Here is a 16,316-nt window from a genome sequence, read left to right on the forward strand (position 1 = left end):
CCCCCCGCCACTTGGCGTGCGTTCCGAGAAGCTACGCGCCAGCGCCGAAAGGCAAGCGCGAATCCATGCTCTGCGAATCCCAAGTCTGGCGGATCCAGCCGTGGTGGGGATCATCGCTGATCAGCCAATCGCGCACCCGCCCCGGGCCGGCCATGACGTTCAGGTAGTAGAGGTCGTATCCCGGCCCGGCCATGGCCGGACCATGCCAGCCGTAGGGGACCAGGACAACGTCCCCGGTGCGGACCTCGGCATTTACATCGATGGGGCGTTCATCCGAAGCATAAACGCGCGCGTAGCCGATGGGATCGCTTGCCGCCTCGGCGGGCATGCCCTGGGCTAGCTGCGTCTCGAAGTAGTAGATTTCCTCGAGGCTGGTTTCGCCTTCCTTCTCCTGATCATGCTTATGCGGAGGGTAGGAAGACCAGTTGCCCGCCGGAGTGATGACTTCGCAGACGATGAATCGGTCCGCTTCCAGGGCGGCCGGGGTGCCGAAGTTGTGGACCTGGCGGGAGCAGTTTCCTGCGCCGCGCAGCTCCACAGGGGTCTCTTCTGCCCTGATCAGCCGGGTCGGGTAGGACTGCTTGGCCGGGGCCAGCGCGACGGCGACCCGGCCCCCTTTGGCGGAGCTGATGGACAGCGCCGTGTTGATGCCGGTGTAGAGGACATCAGCAGGTCCAGCAAAGACTGATTCGCGACCCTTGAGAACATGTTCGGTTCCTGCCATGGCGACAGTGAATGATTCGCCGCTGAGCGGGACCACGATCCGTTCTTCGCTGCAGGCCTCCAGTTCAACTGTTTGGCCAGGGGCCAGCTCAGCTACCTTGAGTCCGGTGTGTGCCCAGCCGTCTATGGAAACGGCTGAGTCATGGGCACCGAGCGAGATGCTCCATTCTCGGTTAGCGGCCGAACCTGCAGGGTAAATCCAATCGGTCATCAGTCGATCCTTTCGACGGCGGGGGACAGGTGCCTAGCGTTGCACCAAGGTCATTTCAAAACTGTAGGCGTCTGCTCGATAAACATGGGAGCCGGTTTCCACGTTGCGCCCAGTGTCATCCACCGCGGTGCGCTGCATGGTCACCAGGGCCGAACCGGCCGCTGCGTCCAAGGTCTTGGCCTGGGCTTCATCTGCGGTCGTGGCCCCGATGCGCTGCTGGGCCAGGCGGAAGTTCACCCCTGCTTCGCGCAGGAGCTCGTAGAGGCCATGGGCCTGCAAGGACTTTTCGTCCAGCTCGACAATGTCGTCGCGAACCCAGTTCTCCATGAGGGCCAGCGGGCTGCCTCCGGCAGAACGCAGCCGGGTGAAGTGGTAGACAGAGACGTCCTTGGGCAGCGAAAGAAGATCCTGGATCTCCGGCGGAGCGGGAATGTGCTCGAAGCTGAGCAGGGTGGTAGAAGGCTTCTTCCCGGCGCGCTCAAGGTCGTCATTCAGGCTGGACAGCTCAAGATGCCGGCGGATCTGGCTGGAAACAACCTGCGTTCCCACACCGCGCTTGCGCACCAGCAGGCCGGACTGGACTAGGTCATCCATGGCCTTGCGAATGGTGGGCCGTGAAAGCCGCAGCCGCTGGGCCAGCTCGATTTCATTTTCCAGTCGAGTGCCCGAGGCCAGCGAACCGTCGCGGATCGCGCCTTCGATGCCTTGCGCTACCTGGTGGTAGAGGGGAATGGGCGAAGATCGGTCGATCTTGATGCTCAGTGGTGTGCTCACAGTTGCTCCTTGCCGACGACTTTGTCATGATATGTCGCTTTGACAGGACAAACTATATATGAAAGTTCACGATTTGGGCATCCTTTGGCTGGAACTCCATTCGTTCCAAAGCATTCTCCACGCTAGTTGGTGATCCCCAGCGGCGTTGCCAACTGCGGGGTTTGAGTCAGACATGCGGTCCGACAAGGGGGATTGGACAACAGGTTGGATTGTCCAATTGTCCTGATAAAAAATTCGGCAGATTCCATTGCCCGAGGATTCTAGTGGCACATATGGTTTTTTGGAACGGTCCAAGACCTGAGGCGAGCCACGGCGGCCACAGGGAATCACGGCGTTAAACGCCGCAGGCAGGAGAAAATCATGAATGAACAGCGCAGCATCGGCGTGGGGCTGATCTCGGTGGGTTGGATGGGCAAGCTGCACGCTCGCGCCTACAGTTCGGTGCCCTATGCTTATCCAGAGCTGGGCATCAAGCCAAGACTGGTCATAGCCGCGGACACCGAACAGTCGCGAGTCGACTTCGCGATCTCGACACTGGGCTTCGAGCGCGGAACACTGGACTACCACCAGGTGCTAGCCGATCCCGAGGTGGATGTCGTCTCGATTTGCGCTCCGAATTTCCTGCACGCCGACATGGCGATCGCCGCAGCAGAGGCCGGCAAGCACTTCTGGATCGAAAAGCCCGCCGGCCGAAGCCTGGCCGAAACGCAGGCTATCGAGCAAGCCGCCATCCGCAATGGCGTGGTCACCTCGGTCGGGTTCAACTACCGGCATGCGCCAGCTATCGCACGCGCCCGCCAGCTGGTGCAAGAAGGCCGGCTGGGATCCATCACGAATGTCCGCGCCAGCTTCCTTGCCGGATATGCGGCAGACCCCCGGGCCGCTCTGTCGTGGCGCTTCAACCGGGAGCTGGCCGGCAGCGGGGTGCTCGCTGACCTGTTCAGCCATGCAGCTGATCTATGCAGCCATGTTGTCGGCCCCATCCAGGGTATTTCCGCATCCACCAATGTCATGATTCCGTCCCGGCCGAAACTATCCATGGGCCAGGGCACGCACTTCGACCTGATCGAAGGCGGTGACCAAGGTGAAGTCGAGAATGAGGACTACGCCGCAGCGTTGGTGCGTTTCAGCCCAGAAGGCGTGGCGGACCGCGCGATCGGAACTATCGAGGCATCCCGGGTGGCTGTGGGACCGCAGTGCGGTTACCGACTGGAAATCTACGGCATGGAAGGTTCGGTCAAGTGGGATTTTGAACGCATGAATGAACTGGAAGTCGTGCTCGGTCGAGACAATGAAGAGCAGGGATTCACGACGGTGATCGGCTCGCCAAAGCATGGCGAATACTCCCGGTTCCAGCCAGGCCCAGGGAACGCGATGGGCTTTGACGACCTCAAGACCATCGAGGCCAAGAAGTTCCTGCTGGCTGTCGCCGGTGGAGAGAAAACGAACTCCACCATCGCCGATGCGGTGGCGGCAGCCGCAGTGGTCGAAGCGGCCGAAGCATCTGCCGCAAGCGGCACGTGGCAGGCGCTGGATGAGCCGGTGCGCGCTGCGAGTGTGCAATACTGACCGCCATGCCTGACTCGTCGCGCCGCCGCCCCACGATCCGGGACGTCGCCAAGCATGCCGGGGTCTCAAAATCCTTGGTCTCCCTGGTGCTCTCGGATCCTAGCAAGGTCAGTTCGATGCGGCGTTCGCTGGTCGAGGACTCCATCCGCGAGTTGGGCTATCAGCCCAACCTGGCAGCGCGCTCGCTTTCGGCCGAGAACCGGCATGCCATTGGCGTCGTCCTGGGGGAACTGCATAATCCCTGGGTTCTGAGCGTCGCGGAAGTGGTTCGCGAACAGTTGCAAGCAGCAGGGCTTGACGTGCTGTTCAGTGCGGCCGCGATCCACGACGGGCAGGGCGTTGGGCCCGCGGAACTGCAGACCTTGCGCGATTTGCGGGTCAGCGGAATTCTCGTCGTCGGATCAGCCGATGACGCCGTCAGCTTCGAAGCCGCCTTGGGTGAGACTCCCGCTGTATTTGTTGGCGGCGGGCGCCAGGCCCAATCAGGCACTGGCGCGGTTTCGGTTAATGATGAGCAGGGCTTCGGTTTGGTGATTGACCACTTGGTCGATTGCGGAAATGCGCGGATTACCCATATAGCCGGTGGCGCTGGTCCGGTTTCTGCGACGCGCGAAGCTGCCTATCATCGGGCGATGCTGCGCCATGGCTTGCGCCAGCATGTACAGGTGGTGGAAGCCGGGCCAACGATTCAGGCCGGGCATGAAGCCGTAGCGCGGTTGCTGGCCTCGGGGGCACGGCCTGAATCGCTGGCTTGTTTCAATGATCTTTCCGCCATTGGGGCGCTGCAGGCTCTGGATGAGGCTGGCGTGTCTGCGGCGGTGACTGGCTACGACAATATTTCCCTATCGTCGCTGGGAAGAATTTCGCTGACCAGCATCGGCTCGGATTCGGAAGATCTCGGTCGCAGCAGCGTGCGGCTGCTGCTCCAATTGATGCGGAATCCGCAAGGAAAATTTGCACGTCAGTTGATGATTCCACCGCGGCTTATCGTGCGCTCCTCGTCGCAGCTGCACCGTTGAACCCTGTGAAAGCGGCGTTTCGCCGTGCTTGTCAAGGTCGGCAAATTACTCGTCTTCACATCCTTATGTCTTAACAAAGTCTTGACGGATCGCTTTTCGTCACGCACACTTTAGGCATCTTGTGATTCAAGTCACGGAACATCTTGTTAAGGCGGCCCGCCCCAGGGGACAATCGGGGTGCGCCGGGGATTCCTGAAGGGGAAACGAATATGGGAAAGCCAATTTGGCGCAAACTCGCAATCACGCTCGCCATCATTCCAGCATTGGGGCTGGCGGCTTGCTCGTCCACTGGCGGGCGTGCACCGGAACCGGAAAGCAATGCCGGTGGCGGTGCGGTGGCGGCTACTGACCGCATCAAAATCGCGGTCATCACCCACGCGGCTCCAGGAGATACCTTCTGGGACATTCTTAGAAAGGGCGCTGAAGAAGCTTCGGCCAAGGACAACGTAGAACTCCAGTATCTGAGTGATCCTGATGGCGGACGCCAGTCCCAGCTGATCGAGCAGGCTATTGACCAGGGCGTCGACGGCATCGCCGTGACCCTGGCCAAGCCCGACGCCATGGCTGGAGCGCTAGGCAAGGCTGCCGATGCCGGGATCCCCATTGTCAGCTTGAATGCCGGTGAAGCCCGATTCAAGGATCTCGGAGCATTTGCCCACTTCGGTTCCAATGAGCAGCTTGCAGGCCAGGCCGCTGGCTAAAAGCTGAAGGAGGCGGGAATCAAGAAGCCGATATGCGTCATCCAGGAACAGGGGCACGTTGGGCTTGAAGCACGTTGTGCCGGCGTGAAGAAAATCGTCCCAGACACCGAAATACTCTACGTGCAGGGCACTGACATGACCCAGGTTGAATCAACGGCAACCGCAAAGCTCCAAGCCGATAAGCAAGCCGACGCGATCATCGGCCTGGGCGCACCCATCACGATGACACTGCTCAAGGCTAAAGCCACGGCGAAGTCCGAGGTCGAGGTAGCTTCCTTCGACATGAACTCGCAGTTGGTTGAAGAAATCACCAAGGGCAATGTGATGTTCACCGTTGACCAGCAGCCTTGGTTGCAGGGCTACATGGCAGTTGATGCGCTGTGGCAGAACAACCGTGGCGGCTTCACCATCGGCGGTGGACAAGCGACGTTGACCGGCCCGGCTGTTGTAGACAAAGCCGTCGCTGAGCAAATTACCAGTTTCGCCCAAGAAGGCGTCCGCTAGCCACATCCCCTCGGCGCGCGCCTGATCTGCCGGTAGCGGCGATCCGGCGCGCAGCCTGGACACGGAGGAAATCCCATGTCATCTATAACAGCTTCACCCTCTCAAAAGAGAAAATCTCCGGCTCTGGACGAGCGCGTCGGCAAGAAAAGCGCATTGTCTATCCTTCTGGGCCGTCCGGAGATCGGTGCTCTCGTGGGCGCCATCGCCCTCTTCGTATTCTTCGCCGCCGTCGCTCCGGTCTTCCTGGCTCCCGCATCCTTGGCCACCGTCCTCTATGGGGCTTCGACCATCGGCATCATGGCCGTTGGCGTGTCACTGCTGATGATCGGTGGCGAGTTCGACCTATCCACCGGTGTGGCCGTCATTTCTTCGGCGCTCAGTGCATCGATGATCTCCTGGTACTTCGGTCTCAACGTCTGGGTCGGCATTGCCTTGGCCCTGGTCGTCTCGCTGCTGATCGGTTTCATCAACGGAATCATCCTGATCAAGACCAAGCTGCCATCCTTCATCGTGACGCTGGCCAGTTTCTTGATGCTCACCGGCCTGAATCTGGGCCTGACGCGAGCCATTGGCGGCTCGGTGTCCTCTCCATCTATTGCGGATATTGAAGGATTCCAGAGCGCAAAGGCGGTCTTTGCCTCTTCAGTCAATATCGCCGGGATCGACGTCAAGATCACCGTGTTCATCTGGATCGCCATGGTGATCATCGCTTCCTGGATCTTGCTCCGAACCAAGATCGGGAACTGGATCTTCGCCGTAGGCGGGGATGAGAAGGCCGCTCGCGCCGTCGGCGTTCCAGTGGTCCGCACCAAGATCGGACTCTTCATGGCCGTTGGATTCTGCGGCTGGGTGCTGGGCATGCACAACCTCTTCGCCTTTGACTCGGTGCAGTCCGGCGAAGGCATCGGCAATGAATTCCTCTACATCATTGCCGCGGTCATCGGCGGCTGCCTGCTCACCGGCGGTTACGGTTCAGCCATTGGCGGCGCTATCGGGGCGTTCATTTTCGGCATGGCGAACAAGGGCATCGTGTACGCGGAATGGAATCCGGACTGGTTCAAGTTCTTCCTTGGCCTGATGCTGCTCTTGGCTACGGTGGTCAACATCGTGGTGAAAAAGCGTGCGGAATCCAGCAAGTAGGAAGCCAAGGACAAAAATCATGAAGACTCGCAAGAATAAGAAGACCGAAGACCTGCTCGAGAAGCTCGAGCCCAAGATCAGCGACAACCTGCTGACCCTCAAGGGAGTTGGCAAGCACTACGGAAGCATCATCGCCCTGCGCGGTGTTGACATGGTGGTGGATCCGGGCAAGGTCACCTGCGTTCTCGGGGATAACGGCGCCGGCAAGTCCACGCTGATCAAGATCATCGCCGGCTTGCACCAGCACGATGAAGGAGAGTTCAGTTTGCATGGCTCGGCCATCAAGCTCAAGAGTCCCCGCGTCGCACTGGATGCCGGCATCGCCGCGGTGTACCAGGACCTGGCGGTCGTTCCTTTGATGCCGATCTGGCGCAACTTCTTCCTCGGCTCGGAACTGACCACCGGGGTTGGGCCGTTCAAGAAGCTTGATGTGCAGAAAATGAAGGACATCACCAAGCAGGAGCTCTCCGACATGGGCATTGATCTGCGTGACGTCGAGCAGCCGATCGGCCAGCTGTCCGGCGGTGAACGCCAATGCGTAGCCATCGCTCGCGCGGTATATTTCGGAGCCAAGGTCCTGATCCTCGATGAGCCCACCGCCGCCTTGGGCGTCAAACAGTCCGGCGTGGTGCTGCGCTACATCCTCCAGGCGCGCGACCGCGGGTTGGGTGTCATCTTCATTACGCACAACCCGCATCACGCGTATCCGGTAGGGGACTCGTTCCTGTTGCTGAAACGCGGCCGCTCAATCGGGTACTACTCGAAGTCGGAAATCACCGTCGAAGAGCTGACCGCCCAGATGGCCGGTGGCGCTGAACTCGCTGAACTGGCTCATGAGCTTGAACAGCTTGGTGGACATGATGAAGAGCTGGCAGAGGCAGAGGCGGGCGCGAACTCTCAAGCAACAGCCTGACCCAACCGCAGCTAAAGCCTGGGCTTCTTCGCGATGGTGAAGAAGCCCAGGCCTTAGCTGTCCCAGTGCTTAGAGCGAGTAGTCAATCATTTCACTATGGCCAGTAGCGATGGAACGCACCGCGGCCTGGGCGATGGCCTGGGATTTGAGCCCCTCACGCAACGTGACAGGTACTTCCCGGTCTTCGTCCAGTGCCTGAACGAAGGCTCCCAAGCTGGCGGCATAGGTTGGCTGGACCCTGTCGAACCAGTTGCCGTGCAGCCCGTGGGATTGCGCGTGCTGCCCCTGGAACAGGCTGACGTGCCCCGAGGGTTGCCGTTCAGATGCGGCCATGGCTTCAGACCCCAGCGCTTCGATGCGTTCGTCATAGCCGTAATTCGTATGGCGCACACAATCTATTTGGGCCATCGCTCCACTAGGGAACTGCAGCGAACTGATCGAAGTGTCCACATCGCCAAATTCCGCAATCTCCGGGGCGGACAGGGCCGAGCCGAAGGCGTGCACCTGCAGGGGATCCTGGCCTGATATCCAGCGTGCCAAATCATAGAAGTGCACGGCCTGATCGCGGAACTGGCCGCCAGAATTTTTCAGGTAATCCAGTGGTGGCAATGCTGGGCCACGCGAAGTCAACTGGAGCAAAGCCAGATCGCCGATTCGCCCGGAGTGCACGAGCTCCTTGAGCTCTGCGTGAGCGCGATCGAAGCGCCGGTTGAAATTGACCATGGCCTTGATTCCTGAACGTTCAACGTAGGCTACCGTCGCCTTTGCCGTTTCCAAGTCGAGGTCGATTGGCTTTTCGACGAGAGCCGCCAGGCGCGCATCGGCTGCAAGGCGGAGGTTCTGGGCGTGGGAATCCGTTGATGACGCGATGAACACTGCGTCCAGGCCGTCATTGCCGAAAATCTGGTCGAGCGTTGCTGCTGCCTTGGCGCCATGTCGCGAGGCCAGAGCAGCAGCTCGCTGAGGGTCAATGTCGTAGACCAGTTTAAAGTCGATCTCCGGGTGTGCGGCCAAGTTGTGTGCATGCACCGAGCCGATGAAGCCGGCGCCGATCAGGGCGAATCTTTGCATTGAAGGCACCTCGTGAAGTTGGTTGAAGTCAGGAGACCATGATGTCCAGAAGATTGCGCATGGTGCTGGCAACCTTGTGGAAGTCGTGCTCATTGGCGCGGTCAGAGAACATCTCGGAAACCCACCAGCCGTCATAGCCGGTGGACTTGATCGCGTCCACCCACTGCTGCAATGGGATGGCGCCACCGCCGATGACGACATTGCGGTGCACGTCCTGGGCCGGAACCTCATGGCGCCGATCCAGATCCAACCCGTCGGAAATATGGGCCGCCTTGATCAGTTCCTTGGGCAACGCGGCCACTTCTTCCAAGGTGTCCCCGACGGTCCAGAAATGCCAGGTGTCCAAGGCGATGCCGACGTTCTCGCGACCGCAACGCTCAATAATTTCCAGGGCTTGTCGACACCGATTGATATTCGACCAAGCCAGCGGTTCCAAGTAGATCTCCAGCCCGTGCTCTGCGGCGATCCCGGCGGCAGCAGATACATTATCGGCGGCAATGGCCATGGCCTCCGGTTCCGAGAGGCCGAGTGTCCCGCGGTAGCGATCATCAGATGCTGCGAGTTTTCCGGACTTGAAATCCTTGACCACATTCCAGTCCACTGGCCCGGTGCACATTTGCAGGATCGGTGCGCCGACCACTGTGGCGATTTCGGCCATCCGCCTGACTTCCCGGAGCATGTCATCCCGTGCGGTGCCTTGGCGTTCAAGGTCAAGGACTGCGCCGATTCCTGTCACTTCAAGGCCCGTGAGCATTTCTGGAAGCGTGTGCACAGAAAAGCCGGCATCAAGATAGCGATAGAGTTTCGGGCTTTGCAGCTCGATGCCGCCGAATCCGGCCGACCGTGCCGTTGCAATGTCGGTGGCAACATTCCCGTAGAAACTTGTTGTGACATTCATGGACAGTTTTGCCATTGGTCCTCCTTGGCGTGTGGAATGCATGCGTGGAAACGAAATGTACAGTTGTCAGTACAAAGGTGCTTCCAAGATCATATGCCCACTGCTCCCCGGAAAGTAATACGCCCGGGCATATTCTCCATGAGTTTTTTCCGAGCCGCCTCTAGGCTGGTCTGCGAGTGCAGGATACGTCTGTTCATCACCGGTTTTTCAATGGTTCAAGGCGAAAGTGCGTTATATACCTTCAAGGGAATGCAGTAATCCGGCTCGCTGATTGACTGGATATTCGCCCGCGACAGTGGCTGTTTCGAAGGTGTTTGCAATAATGACCGTTGTGAACATTGCTCAGCCCGGTGAAGGGCGCCCAGGAAACCGGCCCCCGTCGATGGCGGATGTGGCGGCCTTGGCTGGGGTGTCTCATCAGACGGTTTCCCGCGTGCTCAACGACCATCCAAACGTCAGGGCGGGAACCCGCGACCAGGTGCTGGATGCCATCCGGCAGCTGGGTTATCGCCGCAACCGAGCCGCGCGGGCACTGGCCACATCGCACTCGAGCACTATCGGCATTCTGACCATCGGCAGCGAATTCTTCGGACCGCAATCCACCGTGCTGGCCATCGAGGCCGCTGCCCGTGCGCAGGGATATTTCGTGACCGTTACCGCACTGGATCGCTATGACGCGCACAGCGCGAGCGAAGCCCTCAGCCACCTGGTGGACCAGGGCGTTGATGGCGTGGTGATGGTTGCGCCCTTCGAAAAGGTGATCGATGCCCTGGATGATGCTGCCCTGACGATTCCAGTGGTGGTCGTGGCCGCTCGCACCGAGGTTCCCGACGCGGATCCGGCGCATTACGTGTACATCGACCAGCGTGAAGGCGCGCGCTTGGCCACTGGCCATCTTCTGGCCCTGGGGCACCGCAAGATCGTCCACGTGTCCGGGCCGACCGGCTGGTTCGACGCCACCGAACGGCAGATCGGCTGGCGGGAAAAAATGCTGGAAGCCAAGGCCCCGATTGTTGAGGTGCCAGCTGAATCCTGGCAGGCCCAGAGCGGCTATGAGGCAGGCCAGCGTCTGGTTGACCCGATACGCGCCGGCGAAGTTACGGCAGTATTCGCAGCGAATGATTACCTTGCCACCGGTGTTCTGCGTGCTTTCTGGGAAGCCGGGCTGGAAGTGCCCAATGACGTTTCGGTTATCGGTTTCGACGACCTGCAAATCTCCAATTTCCTGATCCCTTCGCTGACCACGGTTCGCCAGCCTTTCCGCGATGTCGGCCATGCTGCGCTGATGGAATTGCTGGAAGGCGCCACGGCTGACAGGGTCCCGAAAGTGATTGCGCCAACGCTGGTAATCCGGGCGAGTACCGCACCGCCCAACGCCCGCTAGCCAAGCGCTACATTCCCCGAGTCCGGGATCCGGTATTGCGGATCACAAATTGTTAGCGCTAACATTGGATCGAGGTTTTGTTCTGCCAGCGCATTTTTCGCGAGTGGAGCAGGAAACGATGGCTATGGCGCTGCTCACCGAGCTGTGCGAACGGAGATTTCATGGCAACACAGCTCAACGGGCCAACCGCCCGCGAGATCATCAGCAACGGCGAAGCCGTGCTGGGCATCGAGTTCGGTTCAACGAATATCAAAGCCAGCCTGATCGGCCCCGGCCACCAGCAGCTTGCCAGCGGCAGCCACGCCTGGGAGAACCAGTACGAAAACAGGAATTGGACCTACTCCCGCGAAGCCATCGTCGCCGGACTGCAGGACTCTATGGCCCAGGTGCTGGCAGATGCCCAAGAGCGCCACGGAGTACGCCCAACGCAGCTAGGAGCCGTTGGAATCTCCGCGATGATGCATGGCTACCTCGCCTTCGACGCCGACCGGGAACTGCTGGTTCCCTTCCGCACCTGGCGCAACACCTCCACGGCTGAAGCGGCCGCGATGCTCAGCGAGGAACTGGACTTCAATATCCCGCAGCGCTGGTCCGTAGCGCACTACTTCCAAGCGCTGCTCAACGGCGAAGAGCACGTGTCGAAAGTTTCCCGCCTGAACACGCTGGCCGGATTCGTGCATGAGCTTCTCACCGGAAATTTTGTGCTTGGCGTGGGCGATGCCGCGGGAATGTTCCCCATCGATTCAGCCACCGGCAGCTACGATGCACGGATGCTTTCCGCCTTTGACGCGGTGGCTGCCCAGCATGGCGCGACCGCAGGGCTTTCCTCAATGCTGCCCGCGGCAGTGCCTGCCGGTGCAGATGCCGGCACGCTAAGCGAAGCCGGGGCCTTGCTCCTGGATCCCACCGGACAGCTCCAGCCTGGCAGCCCGCTGTGCCCACCGGAAGGTGATGCCGGAACCGGCATGGTGGCCACCAATTCGGTAGCCCAGCGCACCGGCAACATCTCCGCCGGAACCTCCATTTTCGCGATGGTGGTCCTCGACGCGCCGCTCAAGGAAGTGCACCACGAAATCGACGTGGTCACCACGCCCGATGGGCATCCGGTAGCCATGGTCCACTGCAATAACGGCGCCAGCGAATTTGCCGCCTGGGCCCAGGTCTTCGGGCAGTTCGCCCGGGCGCTGGGCAGCGACGCCGACGACAACGCGGTCTTCGAAACCCTGCTGCGTTCGGCCCTTCAGGGTGCTGCCGATGGTGCGGGGCTCTTGGCCTACAACAATCTTTCCGGCGAACCGGTAGCGGGTCTTGCCGAAGGCCGTCCGGCCATCCTGCGCACCCCGGACTCCACGCTGAACCTGCCCAACTTCGTGCGTGTTCAGGTGTACGCCATGTTCGCCACGCTGAGCCTCGGACTGCGCGTGCTGGCCGCCGAAGGCGTCGAGGTCAAGCAGATGTTTGCCCATGGCGGCATCTTCCGCACCGCCGGGGTGGCCCAACGGCTGCTGGCCGCTGCGATCAACACTCCCGTCCTTGTCGGGGACAGCGCCGGACACGGAGGTGCATGGGGCATCGCCGTCCTGGCAGCGTACCGGCGCCGAGTCCTCGATGGCCTGCAGCAGTCCCTGCCTGAATTCCTGGATTCCGAAGTCTTCGCCGGTGCCGCTTTGAGCCTCGCGGAGCCGCAGGCCGATGACCGTGCCGGCTTCGAGGCCTACCTGGAAACCTATGAAGCCGGCCTGGCCATTCAGCGCACCGCCATTACCGCCATCTAGGCATCGCACACAGTTTCGGACGAAAAGAGAAACCGATGAATCAACCACGAATCCTGGCGGATTACCCGCAGTCAATGCAGGACGAGGTGGCCACGGTCCGCCAGATTGTTGCCGACCTGCACGCCGAATTGCCGCGCTATGAGCTGGTGGTCTGGACTGCTGGCAACGTGTCGCAGCGCGTGCGCCACCCGGAAATCGCCGACGGCTCCGCGGACCTGTTCGTGATTAAGCCATCGGGCGTCGCCTACGACGAGCTGACCGAGCAGTCCATGGTGGTCTGCACCTTGGACGGCAAGCTGCTCGATGGCACCCGCGCCCCGTCCTCGGACACCGCGGCCCATGCCTACACCTACGAGCACATGCCGCAGGTGGGCGGCGTGGTGCATACCCACTCCACCTACGCCACCGCATGGGCGGCGCGCGGCGAGGAAATTCCCTGCGTGCTGACCATGATGGCCGACGAATTCGGCGGCCCGATCCCGGTAGGCCCCTTCGCCATCATTGGCGATGATTCGATTGGCCGCGGCATCGTGTCCACGCTGAGCGAGTCCCGCAGCCCGGCCGTGCTGATGCGCAACCACGGTCCTTTCACTATCGGAAAGGACGCCAAGGCCGCAGTCAAAGCCGCGGTGATGTGCGAGGAAGTGGCGCGAACCGTGCACATCTCGCGCCAGCTAGGCAACCCGGTCGCGATCGACCAGAAGCATATCGACTCGCTCTACGAGCGCTACCAGAACGTCTACGGACAGTAAGGACATCATGGCCAAGGCATATAACACCCAAGAAATCTGGTTCTTCACCGGCAGCCAGGACCTGTACGGCGAAGAGACGCTGCGCCAGGTGGCGCAGCAGTCCACCGAGGTCGCGCAGGCCCTGGATGCGTCCGCCGACGTTCCGGCAAGGATCGTGTGGAAGCCGGTCCTGAAGGACTCCGAATCGATCCGCCGCGCAATGCTGGAAGCAAACTCGGATGACAAAGTGCTGGGCGTCATCACCTGGATGCACACCTTCAGCCCGGCCAAGATGTGGATCAACGGCCTGAAGGCCCTGCAGAAGCCGCTGCTGCACCTCCACACCCAGGCCAATGTCGAACTGCCCTGGGATTCGATCGACTTCGACTTCATGAACCTGAACCAGGCCGCCCACGGCGACCGCGAGTACGCCTACCTGGCCACCCGCCTGGGCGCGGCCCGCACCACCGTGGTCGGCCATGTCTCCAACCCGGCCGTATCCCGCCGCGTGGGCACCTGGATCCGCAGCGCTGCCGGCTTCAACGCCGTGCAAAACCTGAACCTGGTCCGCTTCGGCGACAACATGCGCAACGTCGCGGTGACCGAGGGGGACAAGACCGAGGCGGAGATCCGCTTCGGCGTCTCGGTGAACACCTGGGCCGTCAACGACCTGGTCGAAGCGGTCCAGGCCGTGGCCGAGGCCGACATCGATGCGCTGGTCGCCGAGTACGAGCGCGAATACGACGTCGTGCCCGAACTGCGCGCCGGCGGTGCCCGCCACGAGTCGCTGCGCTATGCCGCATCCCAGGAAATTGCTCTGGAAGCCTTCCTGGCCAAGGCCGGCGCCATGGCGTTCACGACCAACTTCGAGGACCTGGGCGGGCTCAAGCAGCTGCCGGGCCTGGCTGTGCAGCGCCTGATGGGCAAGGGCTACGGCTTCGGCGCCGAAGGCGACTGGAAGACCGCGGTACTGGTGCGTGCCGCCAAGGTCATGGGCGAGGGCCTGCCGGGCGGCGCCTCGCTGATGGAGGACTACACCTACGACCTGACTCCCGGCAAGGAGCTGATCCTCGGCGCCCACATGCTCGAGGTCTGCCCGTCGCTGACCACCTCCAAGCCGCGGGTTGAAATCCACCCGCTGGGCATCGGCGGCCGCGAGGATCCGGTGCGCATGGTCTTCAACGCGGACGTTGCCGAAGGTGCGGTGGTCGTGTCCATGGCCGATATGCGCGAGCGCTTCCGCCTGACTGCCAATGTGGTGGATGTAGTCACCCCGCCGGCGGACCTGCCGAACCTGCCGGTGGCGCGCGCGGTGTGGAGCCCGCGGCCGGACTTCAATGTTTCCGCCGAGTCCTGGCTGGCTGCCGGCGGTGCGCACCACACGGTGATGTCCACGGCCGCGGGGATCGAGGCTTTCGAGATCTTCGCCGAAATCGCAGGCACCGAGCTGCTGGTTATCGATGAGGAAACCACCCGCCGGAACTTCGCGCAGCAGATTCGCGTGAACCAGAGCTACTACCGCTTGGCGCAGGGTTTCTAGCGGTTCGAACAACCCTTGCCCAGGTAATGCGCGCCCCGTGGCGGGGCGTGCATTACCAATGAGTAAGGAATCTTAATTTATTTACATCGAGGGTGGCTGAAATCACTGTGTTAGCGCTAACATAGTGTGAGTCCAGTCTCACTCGCAGATATGGCAACCTTTCAAGGAGGAAAAGATGGCATGGAATAATTGGACCCGCAAGGCCGCGGCGACCATGGGATCGCTGGCACTGGTCGGCGCATTGGCAGCGTGCAGTGGCGGTGGCGCTGGCGGCGGAGCCGGTGAAGGCGAGTCGACTGCACCTGAAGACATCCAGGTGGGCGTGGCAATGCCAACCGAGACTTCCGAGCGCTGGATTGCCGACGGCGAAGCCGTCAAGTCCCAGCTGGAAGCCGCTGGCTTCGAAGTCGACCTGCAGTTCGCGAATGACGACATCCCCACCCAGCAGCAGCAGATCGACCAGATGATCACCAAGGGCAGCGACATCCTGGTAGTCGCCTCCATCGACGGCACCGCGCTGTCCACCCAGCTGCAGGCCGCAGCGGACCAGGACATCCCGATCATCTCCTACGACCGCTTGATCAACGGCACCGAGAACGTCGACTTCTACGTCACCTTCGACAACTACAACGTCGGCGTCCAGCAGGCAACCTCGCTGCTGACCGGCATGGGCCTGGCCGATGAGGAAGGCAAGCGCACCAGCAAGGAGGGCAAGTTCAACGTCGAGCTCTTCGCCGGTTCGATCGACGACAACAACGCGCACTTCTTCTGGAAGGGCGCCATGGATACCCTCAAGCCCTACCTGGATGACGGCACCCTGACGGTCAAGTCCGGGCAGACCAAGATCGAGCAGGCAGCTACCCTGCGCTGGAGCCAGGAAGAAGCCCAGTCGCGCATGGAAGACCTGATCACCGCCCACTACCAGGGCGGCAAGACCAAGATCGACGGCATCCTCTCGCCATTCGACGGCATCTCCCGCGGCATCATCACCGCACTGTCCAACGCCGGCTACGGCAAGACCATCGAGGCCGGCCTGCCGATCATCTCGGGCCAGGATGCAGAAATCGCTTCGGTGAAGCTGATCGACGATGGCGTGCAGTACGCAACCATCTTCAAGGACACCCGCAAGCTGGCTACCCAGGCTGTCGAGGCAGTGAAGTCCTACGCAGGCGGCGGCGAGCCGGAAGCCAATGACACCGAAACCTACGACAACGGCAAGAAGGTTGTTCCTTCCTACCTGCTGGATTCGGACATCGTCGTCAAGGACAACATCACCTCCCTGCTGGTCGACTCCGAGTACTACACGGCCGAGGAAGTCAAGGCCGGCCAGACCAAGTAGTCTCCCAGGCCGCAATCCGGTGGG

General features: G+C 61.2%; 13 protein-coding genes and 1 pseudogene. 10 read left to right on the forward strand and 4 right to left on the reverse strand.

Annotated features, from left to right (window positions below; genetic code table 11):
- Window positions 1–31: 31 nt before the first annotated feature.
- Together iolB and ACNPM8_RS03980 are read right to left on the reverse strand one after the other, a co-directional pair.
- Window positions 32–934 carry a 5-deoxy-glucuronate isomerase gene (iolB, locus tag ACNPM8_RS03975; protein ID WP_448939326.1) on the reverse strand — a complete coding sequence of 301 codons (903 nt, stop codon included), beginning with the start codon at window positions 932–934 and terminating at the stop codon, window positions 32–34.
- Between the two features lie 33 nt (window positions 935–967).
- Window positions 968–1,708: a GntR family transcriptional regulator gene (locus tag ACNPM8_RS03980; protein ID WP_332486354.1), complete on the reverse strand. Its 741-nt coding sequence runs from the start codon at window positions 1,706–1,708 to the stop codon at window positions 968–970.
- Between the two features lie 360 nt (window positions 1,709–2,068).
- Between ACNPM8_RS03980 and ACNPM8_RS03985 the strand changes: the two genes are divergently transcribed.
- From ACNPM8_RS03985 to ACNPM8_RS04005, 5 genes and pseudogenes are all read left to right on the forward strand, one after another.
- The gene (locus ACNPM8_RS03985; RefSeq protein ID WP_448939327.1) at window positions 2,069–3,277 is read left to right on the forward strand and encodes a Gfo/Idh/MocA family protein; all 1,209 of its coding nucleotides are present in this window, start codon (window positions 2,069–2,071) and stop codon (window positions 3,275–3,277) included.
- Between the two features lie 5 nt (window positions 3,278–3,282).
- On the forward strand, window positions 3,283–4,296 hold the full coding sequence (locus ACNPM8_RS03990; RefSeq protein ID WP_448939328.1) for a LacI family DNA-binding transcriptional regulator: 1,014 nt from the start codon (window positions 3,283–3,285) through the stop codon (window positions 4,294–4,296).
- Between the two features lie 209 nt (window positions 4,297–4,505).
- Window positions 4,506–5,501: pseudogene (locus tag ACNPM8_RS03995) on the forward strand (substrate-binding domain-containing protein).
- A 75-nt stretch (window positions 5,502–5,576) separates the two neighbouring features.
- Window positions 5,577–6,641: an ABC transporter permease gene (locus ACNPM8_RS04000; RefSeq protein WP_448939329.1), complete on the forward strand. Its 1,065-nt coding sequence runs from the start codon at window positions 5,577–5,579 to the stop codon at window positions 6,639–6,641.
- Window positions 6,642–6,660: 19 nt separating this feature from the next.
- On the forward strand, window positions 6,661–7,554 hold the full coding sequence (locus tag ACNPM8_RS04005) for an ATP-binding cassette domain-containing protein (RefSeq protein ID WP_105656532.1): 894 nt from the start codon (window positions 6,661–6,663) through the stop codon (window positions 7,552–7,554).
- A gap of 69 nt (window positions 7,555–7,623) precedes the next feature.
- On the opposite strand, the gene ACNPM8_RS04010 is transcribed toward ACNPM8_RS04005, so the two are convergent.
- Both ACNPM8_RS04010 and ACNPM8_RS04015 read right to left on the reverse strand, forming a co-directional pair.
- Window positions 7,624–8,625: a Gfo/Idh/MocA family protein gene (locus ACNPM8_RS04010; protein WP_105656531.1), complete on the reverse strand. Its 1,002-nt coding sequence runs from the start codon at window positions 8,623–8,625 to the stop codon at window positions 7,624–7,626.
- Window positions 8,626–8,653: 28 nt separating this feature from the next.
- Window positions 8,654–9,538, reverse strand: coding sequence for a sugar phosphate isomerase/epimerase family protein (locus ACNPM8_RS04015; protein WP_105662249.1), 885 nt, complete (start codon window positions 9,536–9,538; stop codon window positions 8,654–8,656).
- Between the two features lie 307 nt (window positions 9,539–9,845).
- Here ACNPM8_RS04015 and ACNPM8_RS04020 point away from each other — a divergent pair, with 307 nt between their 5' ends.
- The 5 genes from ACNPM8_RS04020 (at window position 9,846) to chvE (ending at window position 16,292) form a co-directional block, all read left to right on the forward strand.
- Window positions 9,846–10,907, forward strand: a complete 1,062-nt coding sequence (locus ACNPM8_RS04020; protein ID WP_105656529.1) for a LacI family DNA-binding transcriptional regulator — start codon at window positions 9,846–9,848, stop codon at window positions 10,905–10,907.
- Between the two features lie 161 nt (window positions 10,908–11,068).
- Window positions 11,069–12,682: a xylulokinase gene (locus ACNPM8_RS04025; RefSeq protein WP_402697079.1), complete on the forward strand. Its 1,614-nt coding sequence runs from the start codon at window positions 11,069–11,071 to the stop codon at window positions 12,680–12,682.
- Between the two features lie 35 nt (window positions 12,683–12,717).
- On the forward strand, window positions 12,718–13,434 hold the full coding sequence (locus ACNPM8_RS04030) for an L-ribulose-5-phosphate 4-epimerase (protein ID WP_448939330.1): 717 nt from the start codon (window positions 12,718–12,720) through the stop codon (window positions 13,432–13,434).
- A 7-nt stretch (window positions 13,435–13,441) separates the two neighbouring features.
- On the forward strand, window positions 13,442–14,953 hold the full coding sequence (gene araA / locus ACNPM8_RS04035) for an L-arabinose isomerase (protein WP_448939331.1): 1,512 nt from the start codon (window positions 13,442–13,444) through the stop codon (window positions 14,951–14,953).
- A 175-nt stretch (window positions 14,954–15,128) separates the two neighbouring features.
- Window positions 15,129–16,292, forward strand: a complete 1,164-nt coding sequence (gene chvE, locus ACNPM8_RS04040) for a multiple monosaccharide ABC transporter substrate-binding protein (RefSeq protein WP_448939332.1) — start codon at window positions 15,129–15,131, stop codon at window positions 16,290–16,292.
- Window positions 16,293–16,316: the final 24 nt, after the last annotated feature.

It is taken from the genome of Glutamicibacter sp. AGC46 (assembly GCF_053543715.1).